Raw genomic sequence first — 17,239 nt, 5'->3', positions numbered from 1 at the left:
GACGGCGCGCGACTGGCGCGCCGTTTGCGTGCGTCAGAACCCGAACGCGATCGCGAGCAAGCCGCTCGCGATCCCGAACACGACGACGAGCGTCGCGACGATCGCCAGCATGGTCGGCTTGAACGAACGCGCGAGCATCGCGAGCGACGGCACGCTGATCGGCGGCAGCGTCATCAGCAGCGCGGCGGCCGGACCGACGCCCATGCCGAGCGACAGCATCGCCTGGATGATCGGCACCTCGCCGGCCGTCGGGATCACGAACAGCATGCCCGCGACCGCGAATGCGACGATCCAGCCGAGATGATTGCCGATGTCCGGGCCGATATGCGGAAACAGCCACGCGCGCGCGGCGCCGAGCAGCAGCACGAGCACGATGTATTCGGGCACGAGCCGCACGGCCATGCGCGCGAGCAGTTTCATCCAGCGGACGAACGGATTGCCGGCCGCGGCCTGTTCGGCCGCCAGCGCGGCGAGCTGGGCATCGTCGATATTGCGGTCTTCAGGACGCGCGATGCGGTTCAGCAGGTAGCCGATCCCGAACACCATCGCGATGCCGAGCACGAGGCGCAGCGCGCTCCAGTGCCAGCCGAGCACGAAGCCCATGAACACCAGCGCCGCCGGGTTCAGCACCGTGTTGCCGAGCCAGAACGCGACCGCGCCGCCCGGCGATGCATGACGCGCCCGCAGCCCCGCTACAACCGGCGCCGCGCAGCACGTGCACATCATCCCCGGCAGCGACAGCAGCCCGCCCGCGGCGACACTGCCGAACCCGGTGCGGCCGAGCACGCGCGCTACCCAATGCGCGGGCAGCAGCGCCTGCACGGCCGAGCCGAGCAGCAGGCCGAGCACCATCGCCTGCCAGATCGCCTTGCCGTATGCCCACGCGTAGTCGAGCGCCGCCTTCAGCGACGGCTCGGGCGCCGCCGCCGACGTACCCATCAGGATCGACTGGCCGATCGAATGATGCTCGGCGGCAACGAACGCCTTGTTGTAGTACGGGAACCATTTCACATAGAAGAGCCCCGCGACCGCGATCAGCAGGAAGGTCATCCAGCCGAGGGCGGGACTGGGTTGGGTGCGTGTGGTCGTCATCGTGTGGTGAACGTCGATTGGTTTTTGTCGGTTTCGGATGTCGCGCCGCCAGCAAGCGCGGCCGATGCCGGCAACCCGGCGCGCGCGAGTTCGGCCAGCAGCATGCGCGCCTGATCGCGCACGTCGGCCGCGTTGGGCCGGAACGTGAACGTCAGCGCCCGGTTCGGCTTGTCGTACGTCGCACGGTAAGTGCGCGCGTAGGCGGGATCGTAATGCTTGTCGATCAGCTCGGTGAACAAATCGGCCCGCGCGCCGGCATCGATCAGCCCCTTCCAGCGCGTCACCTCTTCGCGGCTGTGCAGGCCGATCAGCCGATGAAGCTGCGCCTTGAACGCGTCCGGTTCGTCGAACAGGTGCGCGTAATCGTCCAGCAGGAACGCGATCCGCTCGTCGTGGGCCGCTTCGACCTGCACCCACGGCCCCGCGTGAAACGCTTCGATCAGCGCGATCGGCAACTGCACGAGCCCGATCCGGCGGCTTTCCGACTCGACGAACACCGGCCATTGAGGGTCGAAACGCCCGAGCGTCTCGACGAGCCCCGAATCGAACCCCTTCTGCGCCGGCTGCGGCTTGCCCGGTAGCGCGCCGAGCAGCGAACCGCGATGGCACGCGAGCGCTTCCAGGTCGAGCGTCTGCGCGCCGACGTCGCGCAGCGCGTTCAGCAGGCGCGTCTTGCCGCACCCCGTGTGGCCGACCAGCGCGATGTAGCGAAAGCGCGTCGGCAGCGACGCGAGGGTCGCGCACACCGACTGGCGGTACGCCTTGTAGCCGCCGTCGAGCTGGCGCGCCTTCCAGCCGATCAGGTTGAACCAGGTCGTCATCGAACCCGAGCGCTTGCCGCCGCGCCAGCAGTAGATCAGCGGCCGCCAGTTGCGCGGCCGGTCGGCGAAGGTCGTGTCGAGATGGCGCGCGATGTTGCGCGCGACGATCGCCGCGCCGACGCGCGTCGCCTCGTACGGCGACACCTGGCGGTACATCGTGCCGACGAGCACGCGCTCTTCGTTGCTGAGCACGGGCGCGTTCAGCGCGCCGGGAATATGGTCCTCGGCGAACTCGAGCGGCGTGCGCACGTCGATGATCTCGTCGAACTCGCCGGCGCGATCGAGGGTGACAATCAGGTTCTTCAATTTGGCGTCGAACAGGGGCGATGCGGCTCGTGGAGCCGCATGGGCACGGAAGGCGGATTGACGATTATCTCACGGGCCGGCGTCCCGGGCCGCGCGCGGTAGTCCGCGGCGGCGAGGCGGCCTGCATCGCGTCGATCAGGTGGTCGCGAAATGCACGCACCGACGCGGGCAGATCGCGCCCCGCCATCGTCTGTACCTGGATGCTGCGTTCGCGCAGTTGCGGGTTCGTCACGGGCACGACGACGAAGCCGTCCGCATCGGAGCGATCGCGCACCGACAGCAGCCCCGTGAACATCACCGCGCCGGTGCGCCGTGCGTAGCCGTACATCGCCGCGGTATTGTTGCTCGTCAGTTCGGGCTCGAGCAGCAGCCCGTCGAGCGCGCACGCGATGTCGATCAGCTGGCGCACCGTCGTGCCGGCCTCGGGCAGCACGTGCGCGTGGCGCGCGACATCGGCGAGCGACACCGCGTCGCGCGCCGCGAGCGGATGATCGTGCCGGACCAGCGCAAAGACGGGCGCGCGCTCCGTGTGGTCGACACGCACGCCCTTCTCCGGCGCGAGGCTGAAGGTCAACGCGATGTCCGCGTCGCCGTCGCGCACGCGCCGCGTCGCATCCGCCGGCGACACGACCCACACGGTGAAATCGACGCCCGGGTGGCGCGCCTTGAAGCTCGCGAGCACGCCGGGCAGGAAGTCGATCGCGAACCCTTCCGAGCATGCGATCTTCAGCAGGCTGCCGTGCAGCGCGTCGAGCCCGCCGATGTCCTTCATCACGTGCTCGGCCTCCAGCAGGCTGCGCTGCGCGAACGCCAGCAGCCGCTCGCCGGCTTCCGACAGCGCCATCCCGCGCGGCCGCCGCTCGAACAGCGGCGCGCCGAGCTCGCTCTCCAGCTTCGCGATCTGGCGGCTGATCGCCGACACGGCCACGTGCAGCCGCACGGACGCGTCGCTGATCGAGCCGGTACGCGCCACCTCGACGAAATACCGCAACGCCAGCCCATGCAGGAAAGCCGCCATCGTTCTGTCTCCGCGCCGCATCCGGCCGCGCTGCTTTGCCTTTTCGGCAAAGAAAGGTTCGAAATTCGATCATTGTGACAAAAAAACGGGCTTTCTAGAATCGATCGCACTTCACGTTGCGTGCACGGCCCGCGCGCAGCGGAACCACACGGGAGACACGCTTTGAGCCGTACCGCCGCCATCCAGCACGCGCTGAACCAGTTCGAATCCGGTGCGTTCTTCGCAACCCTGAGCCGCCGCGTCGGCCTGCGCACCGAAAGCCAGGAAAGCGGCAGCGACGCCGCGCTGCGCGCCTATCTGACCGACGAGATCGCGCCCGAGGCCGCCCGCCTCGGTTTCACGTCGCGGATCGTCGACAACCCCGTCGACGGCGGCGGCCCGTTCCTGCTCGCGTCGCGCCACGAAGACGACGCGCTGCCGACCGTGCTGATCTACGGCCACGGCGATGTCGTGCGCGGCTACGACGCGCAGTGGCGCGCGCCGCTGTCGCCGTGGACGCTGACGGCCGACGGCGACCGCTGGTACGGCCGCGGCAGCGCCGACAACAAGGGCCAGCACACGATCAACCTGGCCGCGCTGGCGAGCGTGCTCGCCGCGCGCGGCGGCCGGCTCGGCTTCAACGCGAAGCTGCTGATCGAGATGGGCGAGGAAACCGGGTCGCCGGGCCTCGACGCGCTGTGCCGCCAGGAGCGCGACGCGCTCGCGGCCGACGTGCTGATCGCCTCCGACGGCCCGCGCATCGCCGCCGCGCGCCCGACGGTATTCCTCGGCTCGCGCGGCTCGGTCAACTTCACGCTGAGCCTGCGCGCCCGCGACGGTGCGCATCACTCCGGCAACTGGGGCGGACTGCTGCGCAACCCGGCGATCGTGCTCGCGCATGCGCTCGCGTGCCTCGTCGACGCGCGCGGCGCGATTCGCGTCGCGGGGCTGCGCCCGCCGCCGATCCCGGCCGCCGTGCGCGACGCACTCGCCGATCTTGCGGTCGGCGGCGGCCCCGGCGACCCGGCGCTCGACGCCGACTGGGGCGAGCCCGGCCTGTCCGCGGCCGAACGCGTGTTCGGCTGGAACACGTTCGAGATCCTCGCGTTCAAGGCCGGCAATCCGGAGCATCCCGTCAACGCGATCCCGCCCGCCGCGTATGCGCACTGCCAGTTGCGCTTCGTCGTCGGCACCGACTGGCAGGCGCTGCATGCGCACTTGCGCGCGCACCTCGATGCGCACGGCTTCGCCGACGTCGAGATCGACGTCGAACGCGGCGCACCGGCGACACGCGTGCCCCCGGACGATCCGTGGGTGCGCTGGGCCGTCGCGTCGCTCGCGCGCACGACCGGCAAGAAGCCCGCGATCCTGCCGAATCTGGGCGGCACGCTGCCGAACGACGTGTTTGCGGACACGCTCGGGCTGCCGACGCTGTGGGTGCCGCACTCGTACCCGGCGTGCTCGCAGCACGCGCCCGACGAGCATCTGCTCGCGAGCGTCGTCAGCGAGGGGCTGCAGATGATGGCCGGCCTCTTCTGGGATCTCGGCGACGACGCGCCGCCCGTTCGCCGCGCGGCATCCGCCGCGGCCGGCGCCGCCCTGTAACGCGCTTCGCCCCTTTCACGGGACCTGCACACACGATGAATACGACCACCCTGACCTCGCAGGACGCCGCGCGCCCCAGCGCCGCGAAGATCCGGCGCATCATCTTCGCGGCGTCGATCGGCAACGCACTCGAATGGTTCGACCTGATCGTCTACGGCTTCTTCGCGGTGACGATCGCCAAGCTGTTCTTCCCCGCCACGAGCGAAGCGACGTCGCTGATGCTGACGCTCGGCACGTTCGGGCTGTCCTATCTGATCCGGCCGATCGGCGGCTTCGTGCTCGGCGCTTACGCGGACCGCGCGGGCCGCAAGGCGTCGCTGCTGCTGTCGATCGCGATGATGATGGCCGGCACGCTGCTGATCGCGCTGATGCCGACCTATGCATCGATCGGCATTCTCGCGCCGCTCGGGATCATGCTGTCGCGGCTGATGCAGGGCTTTTCCGCCGGCGGCGAATTCGCGAGTTCGACCGCGTTTCTCGTCGAGCACGCGCCGCAGCGGCGCGGCTTCATGTCGAGCTGGCAGTTCGCGAGCCAGGGCCTCGCGACGTTGCTCGCGTCGGGCTTCGGCGCGCTGCTGACGGCCACGCTGACCTCCGCGCAACTCGAAAGCTGGGGCTGGCGCGTGCCGTTCCTGTTCGGCCTCGCGATCGGCCCGGTCGGGCTGTACATCCGCCGCTACGTCGACGAAGGCGTCGAGTTCAAGACGCAGGCGCGCTCCGAAGCGCCGGTGCGCGAACTGTTCGCGGACCAGAAGCTGCGGCTGCTGCTGTCGGTCGGCGCGCTGGTGATCTCGACCGCGATCAACTACATGATCCTGTACATGCCGACCTACGCGATCAAGCAGCTCGGACTGCCTGCGTCGACCGGCTTCGCGGCGACGCTCGCGACCGGCTTCGTGCTCACGCTCGTCACGCCGGTCGTCGGCCATCTGTCCGACCGCACCGGGCGGATCCGCATGATGGCGGTCGCGGCCGTGCTGATGCTCGTCACCGTATGGCCGACGTTCGCGTGGCTCACGCGCCACGCGTCGTTCGCGACGATGCTCGCCGCACTCGTCTGGATCGGCGCGCTGAAGGCGATGTACTGCGGCGCGCTGCCGGCGCTGATGGCCGAACTGTTCCCGGCGCAGACGCGTGCCACCGGCCTCGCGGTCAGCTACAACACCGGCGTCACGCTGTTCGGCGGCTTCGCGCCGTTCGTCATCACCTGGCTGATCAGCACGACCGGCAACCGGCTGTCGCCGGCGCTCTATCTGATGGGGTGCGCGCTGCTGAGCCTCGCCGCGCTGTTCGTCGCGCGCACCCGGCTGAAGATGCGCTGACGCGGAAAACGACGGCGCAGCGGTGCGCCGCCGACGCGGCCCGCCGCGGCATCGCTGTCGCGCGGGCCGCGCGCCGTTTACGGCGCCGGGTTCGGCTGCCGTTCGTGCAATGCGTCGATCTCGGCGAGGATCTCGTCGAACAGCGTCACGTCGATGCTGCCGATGTTTTCCTTCAACTGCTCGAGCGACGTCGCGCCGACCAGGTTGCTGCGCACGAACGGACGGCTGTTGACGAACGCGAGCGCCAGTTGCGCGGGCGACAACCCGTGACGCTGCGCGAGCGCGACGTAACGCGACGTCGCCTCGACGGCCTGCGGCTTGCTGTAGCGCTGGAAACGCTCGAACAGCGTGATGCGCGCGCCGGCCGGACGCGCGCCGTTCTCGTACTTGCCGGACAGCCAGCCGAACGCGAGCGGCGAATACGCGAGCAGGCCGACGCCGTCGCGATGCGTGAATTCCGACAGCCCGTTCTCGAACGTGCGGTTCAGCAGGCTGTACGGATTCTGGATGCTCGCGATGCGCGGCAACCCGAGCCGCTCGGCCGCGCGCAGGAACTGCGCGACACCCCACGGCGTTTCGTTCGACACGCCGATCGCGCGCACCTTGCCGGCCTTCACGAATTCCGCGAGCACGCCGAGCGTTTCCTCGATCGGCACCGTGTACGCGTCGTCGACCCACGGATACGCGGGACGGCCGAACGTGGTCGTGCTGCGATCGGGCCAATGCAGCTGGTAGAGATCGACGTAGTCGGTCTGCAGGCGCTTGAGGCTGCCGTCGAGCGCTTCGGTCAGGTTCTTGCGGTCGAACTGGTTGCCCTCGCCGCGAATATGGCGCGGATTGTGCGGCTGCCGCGCCGGCCCGGCGATCTTCGTCGCGAGCACGATACGGTCGCGCTGCGCGCGATGCTGCGCGATCCAGGTGCCGATGTATTGCTCGGTGCGGCCCTGCGTGTCGGGCTTCGGCGGCACCGGATACATCTCCGCGGCGTCGATCAGCGTCACGCCCTGCCCGAGCGCGTAGTCGATCTGCTCGTGCGCGTCGCGCTCCGAATTCTGCTCGCCCCACGTCATCGTGCCGAGACCGATCAGGCTGACCTCGAGGCCCGAATCGCCGAGTGTGCGGTATTCCATGCTGTTCCTGTCGCGTCGGTGGAAAGCAGGAACGCTATCACATTGAAGCGCGTGCTTCAGATGGGCCCCGCACACGCTTACAAGCGGCCTTCGGTGCTGCCCCATGCGCCTCGCGCGCCCGCCTGGACGGCCGCGTCGCCGCCTTCCGTCACTGCGGCCGCTGGATGAAGCAGGTCGCCGATGCATGCGCGACGATCTTGTCGTCCGGCGTCTTCAGCGTGCCCTCCGCGACGCCCAGCGAACGCGACAGGTGAATCACGCGCCCTTCCGCGATCAGGTCGACGTCGCGCGGCACGGGCCGCAGCATCTTCACATGCAGATCGACGGTGCCGTAACCGACGCCCGCATCGAGCATCGAATGCACCGCGCACCCGGTGACCGAATCGAGCACCGTCGCGGCGAACCCGCCGTGCACGCCGCCCAGCGGGTTCAGGTGCCGGCCGTCCGCCCGCGCCGAAAACTTCACGTAACCGAGCTCGACGTCGAGCGGACGCATCGGAATCGTCTCCGAAATCGACGCAAGGGGCGCGTCGCCCGACACGGCGGCACGCAGCAGATCGAGGCCAGACAGGGAAAGCGGATTCATCGGGTTGTCTCCGGGTTGAAAGCGCGTCGCCGCGCTCGTAAGTTCTAAATTGGAACTCATTATTGTCAACGATGCCGGCGGTTGTCAACGCGACTGCGCCCGTTGCCACCGAACGCGGGTTCTATAATCGAACCCGCTATTTCGCTGAACCGCCGCAAGACCGCCGCATGGGGCAAGAGACTCGACGATGAAATGGGATGACATCGGCACGCTGAACTGTTCGGTCGCGCGCGCGCTCGCCGTGCTCGGCGACCGCTGGACCATGCTGATCCTCCGCAACGCATTCCTCGGCTGCCGCCGCTTCGATGCGTTTCAGGCGCAGCTCGGCCTGACGCGCCACGTGCTGGCCGAACGGCTCGCGCGGCTCGTCGACGAAGGCGTGCTCGTCAAGCGCGCGTATCAGGAACGCCCGCCGCGCTTCGAATACCGGCTGACGGACAAGGGCCTCGACCTCTACCCGGCCCTGCTCGCGCTGATGGCGTGGGGCGATCGCTGGAAGGACGACGGCCAGGGGCCGCCGGTGCAACTGCGTCACCGGACCTGCGGCCAGCTGATGCACGCGGTGACCGTATGCTCGGCCTGCGGCGAACCGCTCGACGCGCGTGACGTACAGCCCGAGCCCGGACCCGGATGGATCGCGTCCGACGGGGCTGAGGCGCCTGCAGCCGGGGATTGACGATCCGCTGCGTGCGCGGATGCCTGTCTGATTGATGCGTCCGCCGGACATACGCTTGGGCCACAGGCCGCAAGGCGTCCGGGCCCGACCGAGCGGGCGCGCGTTGCTCGCACGCGAGTGAGCGGCAACGGCAAGCGCAATCGCATGCCATCGCCAGCCCTGTTCCGTATCCGTTAATTGATCGCCCCGCGCGCACGCACGGACTGCGCAACGCAACTTCGCATCACCCTCTCCACCCCTGCCGATCATCGCGCGGACCGTCGCTTCGCATCCGCACGTGACCGGGCCGCCACGCGTGCGTTACACTCTCGGCCCGCTGTCTCGAAATTATTCGCTGTCCAAGATGTTGTCGCGCAATCGCCTCGCTGCCGCCTGTCTCGCCGCTTCCCTGCTCGCCACACCCTTCGCCGCCTTCGGCAAGACGCAAAGCGAATCGCTGCTCCAGCAAGCGATCGATCTCGTGTCGCGATGGCTGCCGGCCCCCACTCACGAAGCCCCCGCGACCCAGGTCGTCGAATCGGCCTTCTCGCCCGACGGCGGCGCCGAGGCGCTCGTGCTGAAAGCGATCGGGGCGGCGCGCAGCTCGATCCGGGTCGCCGCCTACTCGTTCACGTCGCCACCCGTCACGCGCGCGCTGCTTGCCGCCAAGCGCCGCGGCGTCAACGTCGCGGTGGTGGTCGACGACAAGGGCAATCGCGCGAAGAGCAGCAAGCAGGCACTGAACCTGCTCGTCAACGCGGGCATCCCGACGCGCACGATCGACGCCTATGCGATCCATCACGACAAGTACCTCGTGATCGACGCCGAGCACGTCGAAACGGGGTCGTTCAACTACAGCGCGTCGGCGGCCAGCCGCAATTCCGAGAACGTCGTCGTGGTCTGGAACAATCCGCAACTCGCATCGCGCTACCTCACGCACTGGCAAAGCCGCTTCGACCAGGGCACGCCGTACCGCTCCAGCTACTGACGCACGACACGCGCGTTCGCCCGACGCTCGACCGCTCGCATGCACGCTACCGTATTGCGGATGATCGGCGAGCGCGGCGCGATGTTCAATTCGGCCCAATGGCCAGCCTGCCGCCTCGCGAAACGCCCGTCACGCGCGACACCGCCGCGTTCGAAGGATGTCAGGCACCCCGCCCGGTCGCGATGCCGACGTGCGCGCCCGGCACACAGCGATTCGCGTGCCCGTCCGCACTGCTTGCCGAATTCGCCGCGAGACCATGGTCGCCCATCGGCAGCGCACTGCGCACGCAATCGGTACTGAACGTCAGCGTGTTCTGCACCAACGGGTAAAGGAGATACAGTGCAAACGCGAGATAGCCCGCGTACAGAATTCGAACCATGGTGTGCGATGGGAGATGACGAACGATTGGACTCGTCCTGTTTACGGCAGCGCGACGCGCAAGCTTGAGGTATCGCCGGTCCGATCGCGCATCGCGACGCAACACGGGCCGATGACACCCGCTTCTTGCCGCATCTTCCCTGCGCCTCACGAACCCGATCGCCACCGCCACGGTTTGCAGCGTGGCGATGCATCGCGGAATGCGCGATACTGTTCGACGGACGACCCATGACCGGCCCGACGGCCGGGACAAGAGACAAGGCCCATGCAAATCGCACCGAAACCGGCCGACGAGGCGACCCGGCTCGATACGCTTCATTCGCTCTCGATCCTCGATACCCCGCCCGAAGAGCGCTTCGATCGTCTGACGCGCCTCGCGCGACGACTGTTCGATGTCCCGATCGCCCTCGTCAGTCTCGTCGACGAGAATCGCCAGTGGTTCAAGAGTCGTGCGGGCCTCGACGCCACGCAGACGCCGCGCGACGTGTCGTTCTGCGCGCACGCGCTGCTCGCGGGCGATACGATGGTGATCCAGGATGCACTGAACGACGATCGCTTCCACGACAACCCGCTCGTCACCGGCGCGCCCGGCATCCGCTTCTACGCCGGCCGGCCGCTCACCGCACCGAACGGCGCGCCCATCGGCACGCTGTGCCTGATCGATACGCGGCCCCGCTCGCTCGAACCCGACGAACTCGCCCTCCTCGGCGATCTCGCCCACATGACCGAGCGCGAGATCGCCGCGCTGCATTTCGCGACGACCGACGAGCTCACGCAGCTCACGAACCGGCGCGGCTTCGAGATTCTCGCCCGCCACGTGCTGCGCCTGTGCGATCGCGTCGGCCGTCACGCCGTGCTGCTGTTCTTCGACCTGAATGGTTTCAAGGCGATCAACGACCGCTTCGGCCACGCCGAAGGCGATCGCGCGCTCAAGGCGTTCGCCGACACGTTGACGGGCGCGCTGCGCGACAGCGACGTCATCGCCCGGCTCGGCGGCGACGAGTTCGTCGTGCTGTTGAGCGCCACCGATCCGGCTGATGTCACCGAGCCCGTCGAACGCGTGACGCAAGCGCTCGCGCAGCGCAACGCAGCCGACGCACGCGGCTACGCGATCCGCTTCAGCGTCGGGCACGTTGCGTACGATCCCGCACGCCATCTCACCGTCGCGGACCTGCTCGCATCAGCCGATCGCCGGATGTACGAGCACAAGCAGCGCGACAAGGCGGCCGGCGCGTAACCGCGGACGAGTCGGCAGGCGCGACGGGATCAAACCGCCGCGCGGCCGCTTCTCCGCGGTCGTGCCAAGACGTCGGTTCAACTGCCGCAGGGCGGCGCGCTGGCCATCGCGTCCGCGATCTGCTCGGGTGTCAGATCGCGCTGATGCGTCGCCAGCGACCAGCGATGCCCGAACGGATCCTCGACCTGCCCGTAACGATCGCCCCAGAACATGTCGGCGGCCGGCATCGTCACGGTCGCGCCGGCCGCGACCGCCTTCGCGATCGCCGCATCGGTGTCCGGCACGTACAGATGCAGGCAGACCGGCGTGCCTTTCAGCGCCTTCGGCCCCAGCGCACCGTGCTCGGGCATTTCATCCACCAGCATCAGCGTCGAATCGCCAATCGCGAGGCACGCATGCGCGAGCCGGCCGTCTGGCATCGCGAGGCGAAACTGTTCGGTCGCATTGAATGCTCGCTTGTAGAAATCGATCGCTGCGGTGGCGCCCGCACAGATCAGATGCGGGGTCAGCGTGCGCATCCCTTCCGGGATCGGCTTGACGGACGTGGGCATGGTGTCGCTCCTTCAGTCGGTTGTCGTATCGAAAATCGGGACGGACGCGCGATGCGCACGCCTCCGATGCTACGACGGACGACGCCGACGGAAATCGACACGGCGCCCAGGATTTTTTTGCTTGCTTGACGGACGGGAGCACAGGACGCCGCGTCAGGCGTCATCGGCCCGTTCGATCGGCCGGCTCGCCCGGCTGGCCGAATCGACGGCGGCACACCTCCAGCAACTCGGCCACCGCATCGAGCGGAAGATCGGCAAACCCGGCGATCGGCAGCATCACGCCCGCCCGGCACCTTCACGCGCGACGAATGCGCGGAGAATTGGTAGCCGATGTAATGATTACCGGCGACGCTGACGACCCGGAATGCCGTGACGTCGCGCCACGGCGCCGACGCCGGTCAGTTGCATACCTTGACGGTACCGTTGGTCGTGCATTGGCCCATCGCCCAATGGCTCTGCCCCGCCAGATGAGGCGCGACGCCGATGCCGCGAATCGGCGCGGCCGGCGGAGACGATGCAGGAACGGTCGCCGACGCGGTCTCGGGTGACGGTTGCACGGGCGCAGGCCCGGATGCGGCCTGGCAGGCGGCAAGCGCCAGACACAGCGCGACGGCCAGCGGGACGATGGCGGATCTGGACAGGGTCATGAGCGCGCTCGCATGATGCGTTCTGGATACCGGCCCGCAGTCAGATCTGCGGCAGATCGCGCAACGTGCGCGACTCGCTCGTGGCATCGATGTCGAGTTCGATGCCTTCCGATGCATCGCGATACAGCACGCGTTTCAGCCTGGGCCCGGTTGCGGTGGCATCCGTTGCCGAGAAGATCGCGCGGACATCGTTACCGGACGCGAGCGCGCGCGCCACGTCGGCCACCGGAGCCTCGCTGGGCGTCGACGCCCACGAGCGATCGGCCGGGTTCACGGCCGCCCAGCGCACGTGCGTCACGCGCGCGCTGAGCGGATCGATTCGGACACCATTCACCGCAAACGTCGACATCGGCCTCTCCTTTGAATTTTTGCGGCTCGTCGCATGCATCCGGCCGACTGTGAACGGCCCGGATCCCGCCTGCGCAGCCAGCACGGCCTGCGATCATGTGCGCTGCGCCGGCCGACGCGATTTTCGATGATACATTGGGACGCTTTGCAACCGTCAACAGACAATCGTGTACGGGAGAAACACATGAGCGACGCCTGGGGAACCTTCCCTGCCAGAATGGGCGACCATCAGGCTTTCATCAGCTTCAACCACGGCTTCGCGGAAATCGCCGAAGGCGATCCGCGCACGTCGCTGCTCAGCGTGCGCGTCCCCTTTGCGCATCCGTCGCCCGAAGGTTTGCCGACCGGCGACGAATTCGCCGATCTCGCGAAGATCGAGGATCTGCTCGACGCCGCGATCACCGCGAAAGGCGGCGTGCAGGTCGGCCGCATCACCGTCGACGGCAACCGGGATTTTCTGTTCTACGTACCGTTCGACGAAGAGGCCGCCGCGGAGATCGTCGACTCGCTGGCCGACCAGACGGCCTATGCGCTTCAGTACGCGCATCAGGACGATCCCGACAAGACGACCTACTGGCAGACGCTCTACCCGACCGACGACGACTGGCAGATCATGCGCGACATGCGCACGCTGGATGCGCTGCGGCAGCAAGGCGACGTGCCCGACGTGAGCCGGCGCGTGATGCACTGGGCGTATTTCCCCGACCCGAGCGACGCGCATCAGTTCGCGGACTGGGCCGAAGCGAAAGGCTATCCGGTCGAATCGGTCGCGCCGACCGAAGACGGCAAGTCGGCGGTACGGTTTTCGCACGAAGGCACGATGACGCTCGCCGACATCACGCGCCACACGATCGCGCTCAATCGCGAGGTGCGCGCACTCGGCGGGGACTACGACGGATGGGAAACCAGCGTCGAACAGGCGGGCTGAGCGGAGCGCCATGCCCGCGGCGCGTGATGTGACGTAATGTGACGTCACACGCCATCTGACGCAAAAAACATCCCGGCAGCGTTGTTGCGCGCCGCCGGGATCAAGGCATCGCCGGCAAAAACCGGCGATGGGCCTGAGGGTTCGCTCAGGCACGAGGAAAGCGATGCGTACGGATCAGGCGAACGGATGTCGGGGTGCGAACGAGTGCCGTTGCGCCGCCCGCCGGACGCCTGTCCGGTTCCGCCGACGCAACCTTCCGGCGTCGGGGGGCAAAAAGCCCCCGCTCCTGCGCGAGCGAGCGGGGAAATGGTTGACCGGGCCGGGGAAGAACGGTCAACCGGTCAAATTGTGATCGCGGGCCGTGCGACGGTCTGTGCGGCAACTCACCCTTTAGTAACAATGTGATGGCGACCGGCATGCGCGCGTACCGGCGAATATCGTCACGATTCAAGCGCCGCGCGCGGCTTGCCGGCTTCGCCGACGAGGAACCAGCCGACAGCTTCTTCGCAGCTGCCGCTGTCGTACCGCATCGGAGTACAACCTGTCAGGCCGGCAACAGTCGTCATTGCGCCGGCGTCGACAGCGTTCGTTTTTTCATTTCGGTGTTTTATTTTGTTTTAATTCAAGTGGAATTTTCAGCCCGGGGCGCAGTTTCCGGTAAGTCTCGGGTATTGTCAAAGCAGGATTATTCTATTTTTTTATGCGCGATGATTTTCGCCTCACTTTTTTCGTGCGGAATTTCGCGCCTACAATGATCTGCGTCACGAAAACGCGATTTCTTCGCTACAGCGAACCAGTGGAAAACCAGTCGGCAACCATATCGATCCAGTCGAGATTGCTGACGATTTCAATGGCGGCGTCGCCGACCATTGCGGCTGTCGACACATCTGCGGTCACCACGCCGGTTGCCACCGCGCTCGCCTTCGCAATTCCGGTCGATGCGACGGGCCCGGGATCGGCAAGCCGCTCCAGCCACTCGACGATATTGGCGCGCGCGTCTTCCTCATCCGTGAAATCATTTCGCGCCAGGAACCGATCGAACACGATCCACCCGAGCGTCTTGTTTCGCTCCTCGGATTCGAGTTGCCGGTCGACGACGGCGACACGGCCGGACTCCGTGATGTCGAGCGTTGCGGTGAAACGGTAATCGAGATATTCGATCTCGAGTTTCGACGACATGGCTTCTCCGCTCAATCTGCCCTCTCGATTTCGATGATGCCCGGCGCGTCACGTGCTTTGCGACACAATGTGAAGCTTGCGTGAATTTCGCGCAGCGCATCATTTTCGCTGGCAGTATCGCGATATTCTCGCGACCTGTCGATATGGACCATCCACGTATGGCCGCCCAGATGCTTTTTTGCCGTGCCGGTTGAGTCGTCAAGCGCTCCGTTTTCCTGTTTCCGGTATCGACCTGCTCCGCAGCCGCAATCGCGCTGCTAAACTCGGATCACAAAGACCGCTTGCGCCACCAGAGGAAATAATGACGCTCGCTCACGCACGACAAAGCGGCGTAGATGTCTGGATCGTCCAGCTTCCCGGGCACGCGCCCTATGCCTATACGCACCTCAAGCGGGTATTCGCGTCCGACGACTCGCGGCATCGGGTCGTGACGATCGACCTGAAGAAGCTGCTGGCCTGCGCCGACCGCGACACCACGGACTATGTGCTGCCATCGGTTCAGTACTGGGCGCCCGGAAAAACCGCGGGCATTCGCGAATTTCTCGATCCGGACCGGGACCGGATTCCGGACATGCCATTCATCACGTTTCGCGAGACGAGAACACGAACGTTGCTCGGCCTTCCCGGCCTGTCGAAAGTCGGCGTCGCATCGTTCCGTAACGGCCAGCATCGTGCGCGCTATCTCGCGTATGCCGGTGCGACCACCTTGCCCGTCGAAATCCACGAGACCGAAGCCGATTTGCTTGTGCGGTATTGCGGCGAATGACGCCAGGCTGTCGCCCGATGTGAATGCATCGTGGCCAAGCGCGCTTGCACTCGCGCGCGGCCGCTCGCGTCGACGCCGACAAGCCTCACGCCTGGATCGCGTAAATCCGGTCGGTGACTTCCGTCTGGCCGATGCGACTCGTTTCGACATCGATCCATTGCCAGCCGTTGTGCTCGTAGAATCCGATCGCACGCACGTTGCCGTCCAGCACCTGCAGATGGACCTTGTCCACGCCGATCGACCGGGCCCACGCGCGAACGGCTTCGATCATGCGCTTGCCCGTGCCGCCGCCGTGATGCGCAGGATGGACGTGCAGGCAATCGAGCAACACGCCACGCGCCGGATCGACGGGGCGCTCGGCACTGACGAAGCCGACGGGCTCGCCGTTCGCCTCGGCAATCAGCACAAGGCCCCACTCGTTCTCGTTGCGGTCGAGATACTTGCGCCATCGGACCGCGTGCTCCGTCGGTACCTCGTCGGACAGATAGCCGGCCGGAAGGATGTGGCTATAGGCGGTTTGCCAGCTCAGCGTATGCAGGCGAGCGATGTGATTCGCGTCGTGCGGCGTCGCGGCGCGCAGTGTGGTCCGTGTGTCCGGCATCGGTAGCAACTCCTTCTGCTGTTCGCTTGATCGGCATGCGTCGTCGCAAAATATACCGTGCTTTGTGAAATGCCTTTCGCCGGGTTCGTTGTCGGGGCGCCGGCACTGCGGGCAAAAAAAATCCCGACACCGTCATCGGTCATCGGGATCGAACGGCCCTGCAAAGCATGAGGGCACGAGGAAGGTCACACATTACACGCATGTAAGACTGTTGCGCTTTGTCGGTTTGCGCCAAGCCCCTGTCCTATTCCGCCAATCAGCTGGTTATGAACGGCCGTAAACGAAAAAAGCCTGCTCGCGTGTGGCGCGAGCAGGCAAGAAAACGGATCAGCATTCGAGGCACGAGGGCTGTCCAGGAAAGATAACGGCACGGCGCGCGGGAACCTTAGAGGGGAAAGCTAGCGTCGCAGGCAAAGTGGCGTGAACGTTGTTGGCGCAACGACACGGGAACACGATACGAAGCAGGCTGGGGCGTCGCCATCTCCGTCATCCACGTCGGCGATGCCGGACAAGCGGTGCCGTCAGTCGATACCCCGTTGCGCGTTGCGCAACGATTGCACGAGCGCGCGCCCGATTTCGATACCTGCCCGCGTCGCCTCGTCCGAGGTCTCATATTCGGTAGCGAAGTCATATCGCCGGGGCGATTCGATTCCGTCTTTGCGAACCCGCACGTTCGCCATCCACGTGCTGCCGGGTGCCGGCTGCACGGACTCGACGATGATTTCGTAACCGTCGAATACATCGCGATGGCATTCGATTCTTTTGTGCATACGGTGCCCCTCACATGCGCCTGATGTTGCTGCCGCGCAAGCGCGCTTTACGCAATCGTTCTTTTGGAGAACGAGGCCGAAATGGCATCGTGGTCGATTCGTTGAATACGGGATGCTACTTCGTTAAAGACGCCGTGACCAAGACACACATTGGCTGTGTCCGAACGCCAGAAAGCAAAAAGCCCGGCTCAACGAACCGGGCTTTTTGCTTGAATTTGTTGGGGTGGCTGATGGGACTCGAACCCACGACGACAGGAATCACAATCCTGGACTCTACCAACTGAGCTACAGCCACCACTGATACTGCTTGCTTCGTTTCGCTGTTTTGTTTC

At 66.5% G+C, this 17,239-nt stretch carries 20 protein-coding genes, 1 tRNA gene and 1 pseudogene; 8 read left to right on the top strand and 14 right to left on the bottom strand.

The window, feature by feature from the left end:
- Positions 1 to 33 precede the first annotated feature (33 nt).
- The 3 genes from MMB92_RS20665 to MMB92_RS20655 all read right to left on the bottom strand — a co-directional run bounded on the left by MMB92_RS20665 (position 34) and on the right by MMB92_RS20655 (position 3,237).
- Positions 34 to 1,092, bottom strand: coding sequence for a permease (locus MMB92_RS20665; RefSeq protein WP_006484180.1), 1,059 nt, complete (start codon positions 1,090 to 1,092; stop codon positions 34 to 36).
- Positions 1,089 to 2,219 carry a tRNA 2-selenouridine(34) synthase MnmH gene (gene mnmH / locus MMB92_RS20660; protein ID WP_034201819.1) on the bottom strand — a complete coding sequence of 377 codons (1,131 nt, stop codon included), beginning with the start codon at positions 2,217 to 2,219 and terminating at the stop codon, positions 1,089 to 1,091. Before mnmH ends, MMB92_RS20665 begins: the two co-directional genes overlap by 4 nt.
- 64 nt (positions 2,220 to 2,283) lie before the next feature.
- Positions 2,284 to 3,237 carry a LysR substrate-binding domain-containing protein gene (locus tag MMB92_RS20655; RefSeq protein ID WP_060211538.1) on the bottom strand — a complete coding sequence of 318 codons (954 nt, stop codon included), beginning with the start codon at positions 3,235 to 3,237 and terminating at the stop codon, positions 2,284 to 2,286.
- Between the two features lie 162 nt (positions 3,238 to 3,399).
- Here MMB92_RS20655 and MMB92_RS20650 point away from each other — a divergent pair, with 162 nt between their 5' ends.
- Complete coding sequence (locus tag MMB92_RS20650; protein WP_060268037.1) at positions 3,400 to 4,821, top strand: M20 family metallopeptidase; 1,422 nt, start codon at positions 3,400 to 3,402, stop codon at positions 4,819 to 4,821.
- A gap of 35 nt (positions 4,822 to 4,856) precedes the next feature.
- Entirely contained in the window at positions 4,857 to 6,143 is a 1,287-nt protein-coding gene (locus MMB92_RS20645) for an MFS transporter (protein WP_006495224.1), read from the top strand.
- Between the two features lie 77 nt (positions 6,144 to 6,220).
- Here the strand turns inward: MMB92_RS20645 and MMB92_RS20640 are convergent, their stop codons facing one another.
- Together MMB92_RS20640 and MMB92_RS20635 are read right to left on the bottom strand one after the other, a co-directional pair.
- The gene (locus tag MMB92_RS20640; RefSeq protein WP_060268036.1) at positions 6,221 to 7,273 is read right to left on the bottom strand and encodes an NADP(H)-dependent aldo-keto reductase; all 1,053 of its coding nucleotides are present in this window, start codon (positions 7,271 to 7,273) and stop codon (positions 6,221 to 6,223) included.
- 148 nt (positions 7,274 to 7,421) lie between these two features.
- The gene (locus MMB92_RS20635; RefSeq protein WP_006484216.1) at positions 7,422 to 7,859 is read right to left on the bottom strand and encodes a PaaI family thioesterase; all 438 of its coding nucleotides are present in this window, start codon (positions 7,857 to 7,859) and stop codon (positions 7,422 to 7,424) included.
- Positions 7,860 to 8,046: 187 nt separating this feature from the next.
- Here MMB92_RS20635 and MMB92_RS20630 point away from each other — a divergent pair, with 187 nt between their 5' ends.
- Both MMB92_RS20630 and MMB92_RS20625 read left to right on the top strand, forming a co-directional pair.
- Complete coding sequence (locus MMB92_RS20630; protein WP_059723600.1) at positions 8,047 to 8,535, top strand: helix-turn-helix domain-containing protein; 489 nt, start codon at positions 8,047 to 8,049, stop codon at positions 8,533 to 8,535.
- 343 nt (positions 8,536 to 8,878) lie between these two features.
- The gene (locus tag MMB92_RS20625; RefSeq protein WP_034201824.1) at positions 8,879 to 9,502 is read left to right on the top strand and encodes a phospholipase D family protein; all 624 of its coding nucleotides are present in this window, start codon (positions 8,879 to 8,881) and stop codon (positions 9,500 to 9,502) included.
- A gap of 160 nt (positions 9,503 to 9,662) precedes the next feature.
- Here MMB92_RS20625 and MMB92_RS20620 read toward each other — a convergent pair whose 3' ends face one another.
- Positions 9,663 to 9,881, bottom strand: a complete 219-nt coding sequence (locus MMB92_RS20620) for a hypothetical protein (RefSeq protein WP_006484186.1) — start codon at positions 9,879 to 9,881, stop codon at positions 9,663 to 9,665.
- Between the two features lie 264 nt (positions 9,882 to 10,145).
- Between MMB92_RS20620 and MMB92_RS20615 the strand changes: the two genes are divergently transcribed.
- The gene (locus MMB92_RS20615; protein ID WP_006484192.1) at positions 10,146 to 11,117 is read left to right on the top strand and encodes a sensor domain-containing diguanylate cyclase; all 972 of its coding nucleotides are present in this window, start codon (positions 10,146 to 10,148) and stop codon (positions 11,115 to 11,117) included.
- Between the two features lie 77 nt (positions 11,118 to 11,194).
- On the opposite strand, the gene MMB92_RS20610 is transcribed toward MMB92_RS20615, so the two are convergent.
- The 4 genes and pseudogenes from MMB92_RS20610 to MMB92_RS20595 form a co-directional block, all read right to left on the bottom strand.
- Positions 11,195 to 11,668, bottom strand: a complete 474-nt coding sequence (locus tag MMB92_RS20610) for a VOC family protein (RefSeq protein WP_006484195.1) — start codon at positions 11,666 to 11,668, stop codon at positions 11,195 to 11,197.
- A 160-nt stretch (positions 11,669 to 11,828) separates the two neighbouring features.
- Positions 11,829 to 12,054, bottom strand: a pseudogene (locus tag MMB92_RS20605) (hypothetical protein); the annotation flags it as partial.
- 12 nt (positions 12,055 to 12,066) lie between these two features.
- The gene (locus MMB92_RS20600) at positions 12,067 to 12,315 is read right to left on the bottom strand and encodes a hypothetical protein (protein WP_080431223.1); all 249 of its coding nucleotides are present in this window, start codon (positions 12,313 to 12,315) and stop codon (positions 12,067 to 12,069) included.
- Between the two features lie 40 nt (positions 12,316 to 12,355).
- Entirely contained in the window at positions 12,356 to 12,664 is a 309-nt protein-coding gene (locus MMB92_RS20595; RefSeq protein ID WP_006484174.1) for a hypothetical protein, read from the bottom strand.
- 183 nt (positions 12,665 to 12,847) lie between these two features.
- Between MMB92_RS20595 and MMB92_RS20590 the strand changes: the two genes are divergently transcribed.
- Together MMB92_RS20590 and MMB92_RS20585 are read left to right on the top strand one after the other, a co-directional pair.
- Entirely contained in the window at positions 12,848 to 13,591 is a 744-nt protein-coding gene (locus tag MMB92_RS20590) for a DUF695 domain-containing protein (RefSeq protein ID WP_043204865.1), read from the top strand.
- A gap of 404 nt (positions 13,592 to 13,995) precedes the next feature.
- Positions 13,996 to 14,346, top strand: coding sequence for a hypothetical protein (locus MMB92_RS20585; protein WP_006484222.1), 351 nt, complete (start codon positions 13,996 to 13,998; stop codon positions 14,344 to 14,346).
- 28 nt (positions 14,347 to 14,374) lie between these two features.
- Here MMB92_RS20585 and MMB92_RS20580 read toward each other — a convergent pair whose 3' ends face one another.
- Complete coding sequence (locus MMB92_RS20580; RefSeq protein ID WP_006484118.1) at positions 14,375 to 14,770, bottom strand: hypothetical protein; 396 nt, start codon at positions 14,768 to 14,770, stop codon at positions 14,375 to 14,377.
- Positions 14,771 to 15,071: 301 nt separating this feature from the next.
- Between MMB92_RS20580 and MMB92_RS20575 the strand changes: the two genes are divergently transcribed.
- Positions 15,072 to 15,536, top strand: a complete 465-nt coding sequence (locus tag MMB92_RS20575; RefSeq protein WP_277562901.1) for a hypothetical protein — start codon at positions 15,072 to 15,074, stop codon at positions 15,534 to 15,536.
- Positions 15,537 to 15,621: 85 nt separating this feature from the next.
- On the opposite strand, the gene MMB92_RS20570 is transcribed toward MMB92_RS20575, so the two are convergent.
- The 3 genes from MMB92_RS20570 to MMB92_RS20560 form a co-directional block, all read right to left on the bottom strand.
- A complete protein-coding gene (locus tag MMB92_RS20570; RefSeq protein WP_006495234.1) occupies positions 15,622 to 16,137 on the bottom strand; it encodes a GNAT family N-acetyltransferase in 516 nt (171 codons plus the stop codon).
- A gap of 521 nt (positions 16,138 to 16,658) precedes the next feature.
- Positions 16,659 to 16,907, bottom strand: a complete 249-nt coding sequence (locus MMB92_RS20565; protein WP_006484196.1) for a DUF6566 family protein — start codon at positions 16,905 to 16,907, stop codon at positions 16,659 to 16,661.
- 219 nt (positions 16,908 to 17,126) lie between these two features.
- A tRNA-His gene (locus tag MMB92_RS20560) sits at positions 17,127 to 17,202 on the bottom strand.
- Between the last annotated feature and the right edge of the window lie 37 nt (positions 17,203 to 17,239).

This window comes from Burkholderia sp. IO2, from assembly GCF_029522185.1.
GTDB lineage: Bacteria > Pseudomonadota > Gammaproteobacteria > Burkholderiales > Burkholderiaceae > Burkholderia > Burkholderia cenocepacia.
Note: the sequence above shows the minus strand (reverse complement) of the source record. Positions and strands in the feature narration are given on the sequence as shown.

Bases quoted from the DNA above. Each gene is read 5' to 3' on its own strand.
- MMB92_RS20665 (WP_006484180.1), bottom strand. From the start codon at position 1,092: ATGACGACCACACGCACCCAACCCAGTCCCGCCCTCGGCTGGATGACC.
- MMB92_RS20655 (WP_060211538.1), bottom strand. From the start codon at position 3,237: ATGGCGGCTTTCCTGCATGGGCTGGCGTTGCGGTATTTCGTCGAGGTG.
- MMB92_RS20645 (WP_006495224.1), top strand. From the start codon at position 4,857: ATGAATACGACCACCCTGACCTCGCAGGACGCCGCGCGCCCCAGCGCC.
- MMB92_RS20640 (WP_060268036.1), bottom strand. From the start codon at position 7,273: ATGGAATACCGCACACTCGGCGATTCGGGCCTCGAGGTCAGCCTGATC.
- MMB92_RS20635 (WP_006484216.1), bottom strand. From the start codon at position 7,859: ATGAATCCGCTTTCCCTGTCTGGCCTCGATCTGCTGCGTGCCGCCGTG.
- MMB92_RS20630 (WP_059723600.1), top strand. From the start codon at position 8,047: ATGAAATGGGATGACATCGGCACGCTGAACTGTTCGGTCGCGCGCGCG.
- MMB92_RS20625 (WP_034201824.1), top strand. From the start codon at position 8,879: ATGTTGTCGCGCAATCGCCTCGCTGCCGCCTGTCTCGCCGCTTCCCTG.
- MMB92_RS20620 (WP_006484186.1), bottom strand. From the start codon at position 9,881: ATGGTTCGAATTCTGTACGCGGGCTATCTCGCGTTTGCACTGTATCTC.
- MMB92_RS20615 (WP_006484192.1), top strand. From the start codon at position 10,146: ATGCAAATCGCACCGAAACCGGCCGACGAGGCGACCCGGCTCGATACG.
- MMB92_RS20610 (WP_006484195.1), bottom strand. From the start codon at position 11,668: ATGCCCACGTCCGTCAAGCCGATCCCGGAAGGGATGCGCACGCTGACC.
- MMB92_RS20600 (WP_080431223.1), bottom strand. From the start codon at position 12,315: ATGACCCTGTCCAGATCCGCCATCGTCCCGCTGGCCGTCGCGCTGTGT.
- MMB92_RS20595 (WP_006484174.1), bottom strand. From the start codon at position 12,664: ATGTCGACGTTTGCGGTGAATGGTGTCCGAATCGATCCGCTCAGCGCG.
- MMB92_RS20590 (WP_043204865.1), top strand. From the start codon at position 12,848: ATGAGCGACGCCTGGGGAACCTTCCCTGCCAGAATGGGCGACCATCAG.
- MMB92_RS20585 (WP_006484222.1), top strand. From the start codon at position 13,996: ATGGCGACCGGCATGCGCGCGTACCGGCGAATATCGTCACGATTCAAG.
- MMB92_RS20580 (WP_006484118.1), bottom strand. From the start codon at position 14,770: ATGTCGTCGAAACTCGAGATCGAATATCTCGATTACCGTTTCACCGCA.
- MMB92_RS20575 (WP_277562901.1), top strand. From the start codon at position 15,072: ATGACGCTCGCTCACGCACGACAAAGCGGCGTAGATGTCTGGATCGTC.
- MMB92_RS20570 (WP_006495234.1), bottom strand. From the start codon at position 16,137: ATGCCGGACACACGGACCACACTGCGCGCCGCGACGCCGCACGACGCG.
- MMB92_RS20565 (WP_006484196.1), bottom strand. From the start codon at position 16,907: ATGCACAAAAGAATCGAATGCCATCGCGATGTATTCGACGGTTACGAA.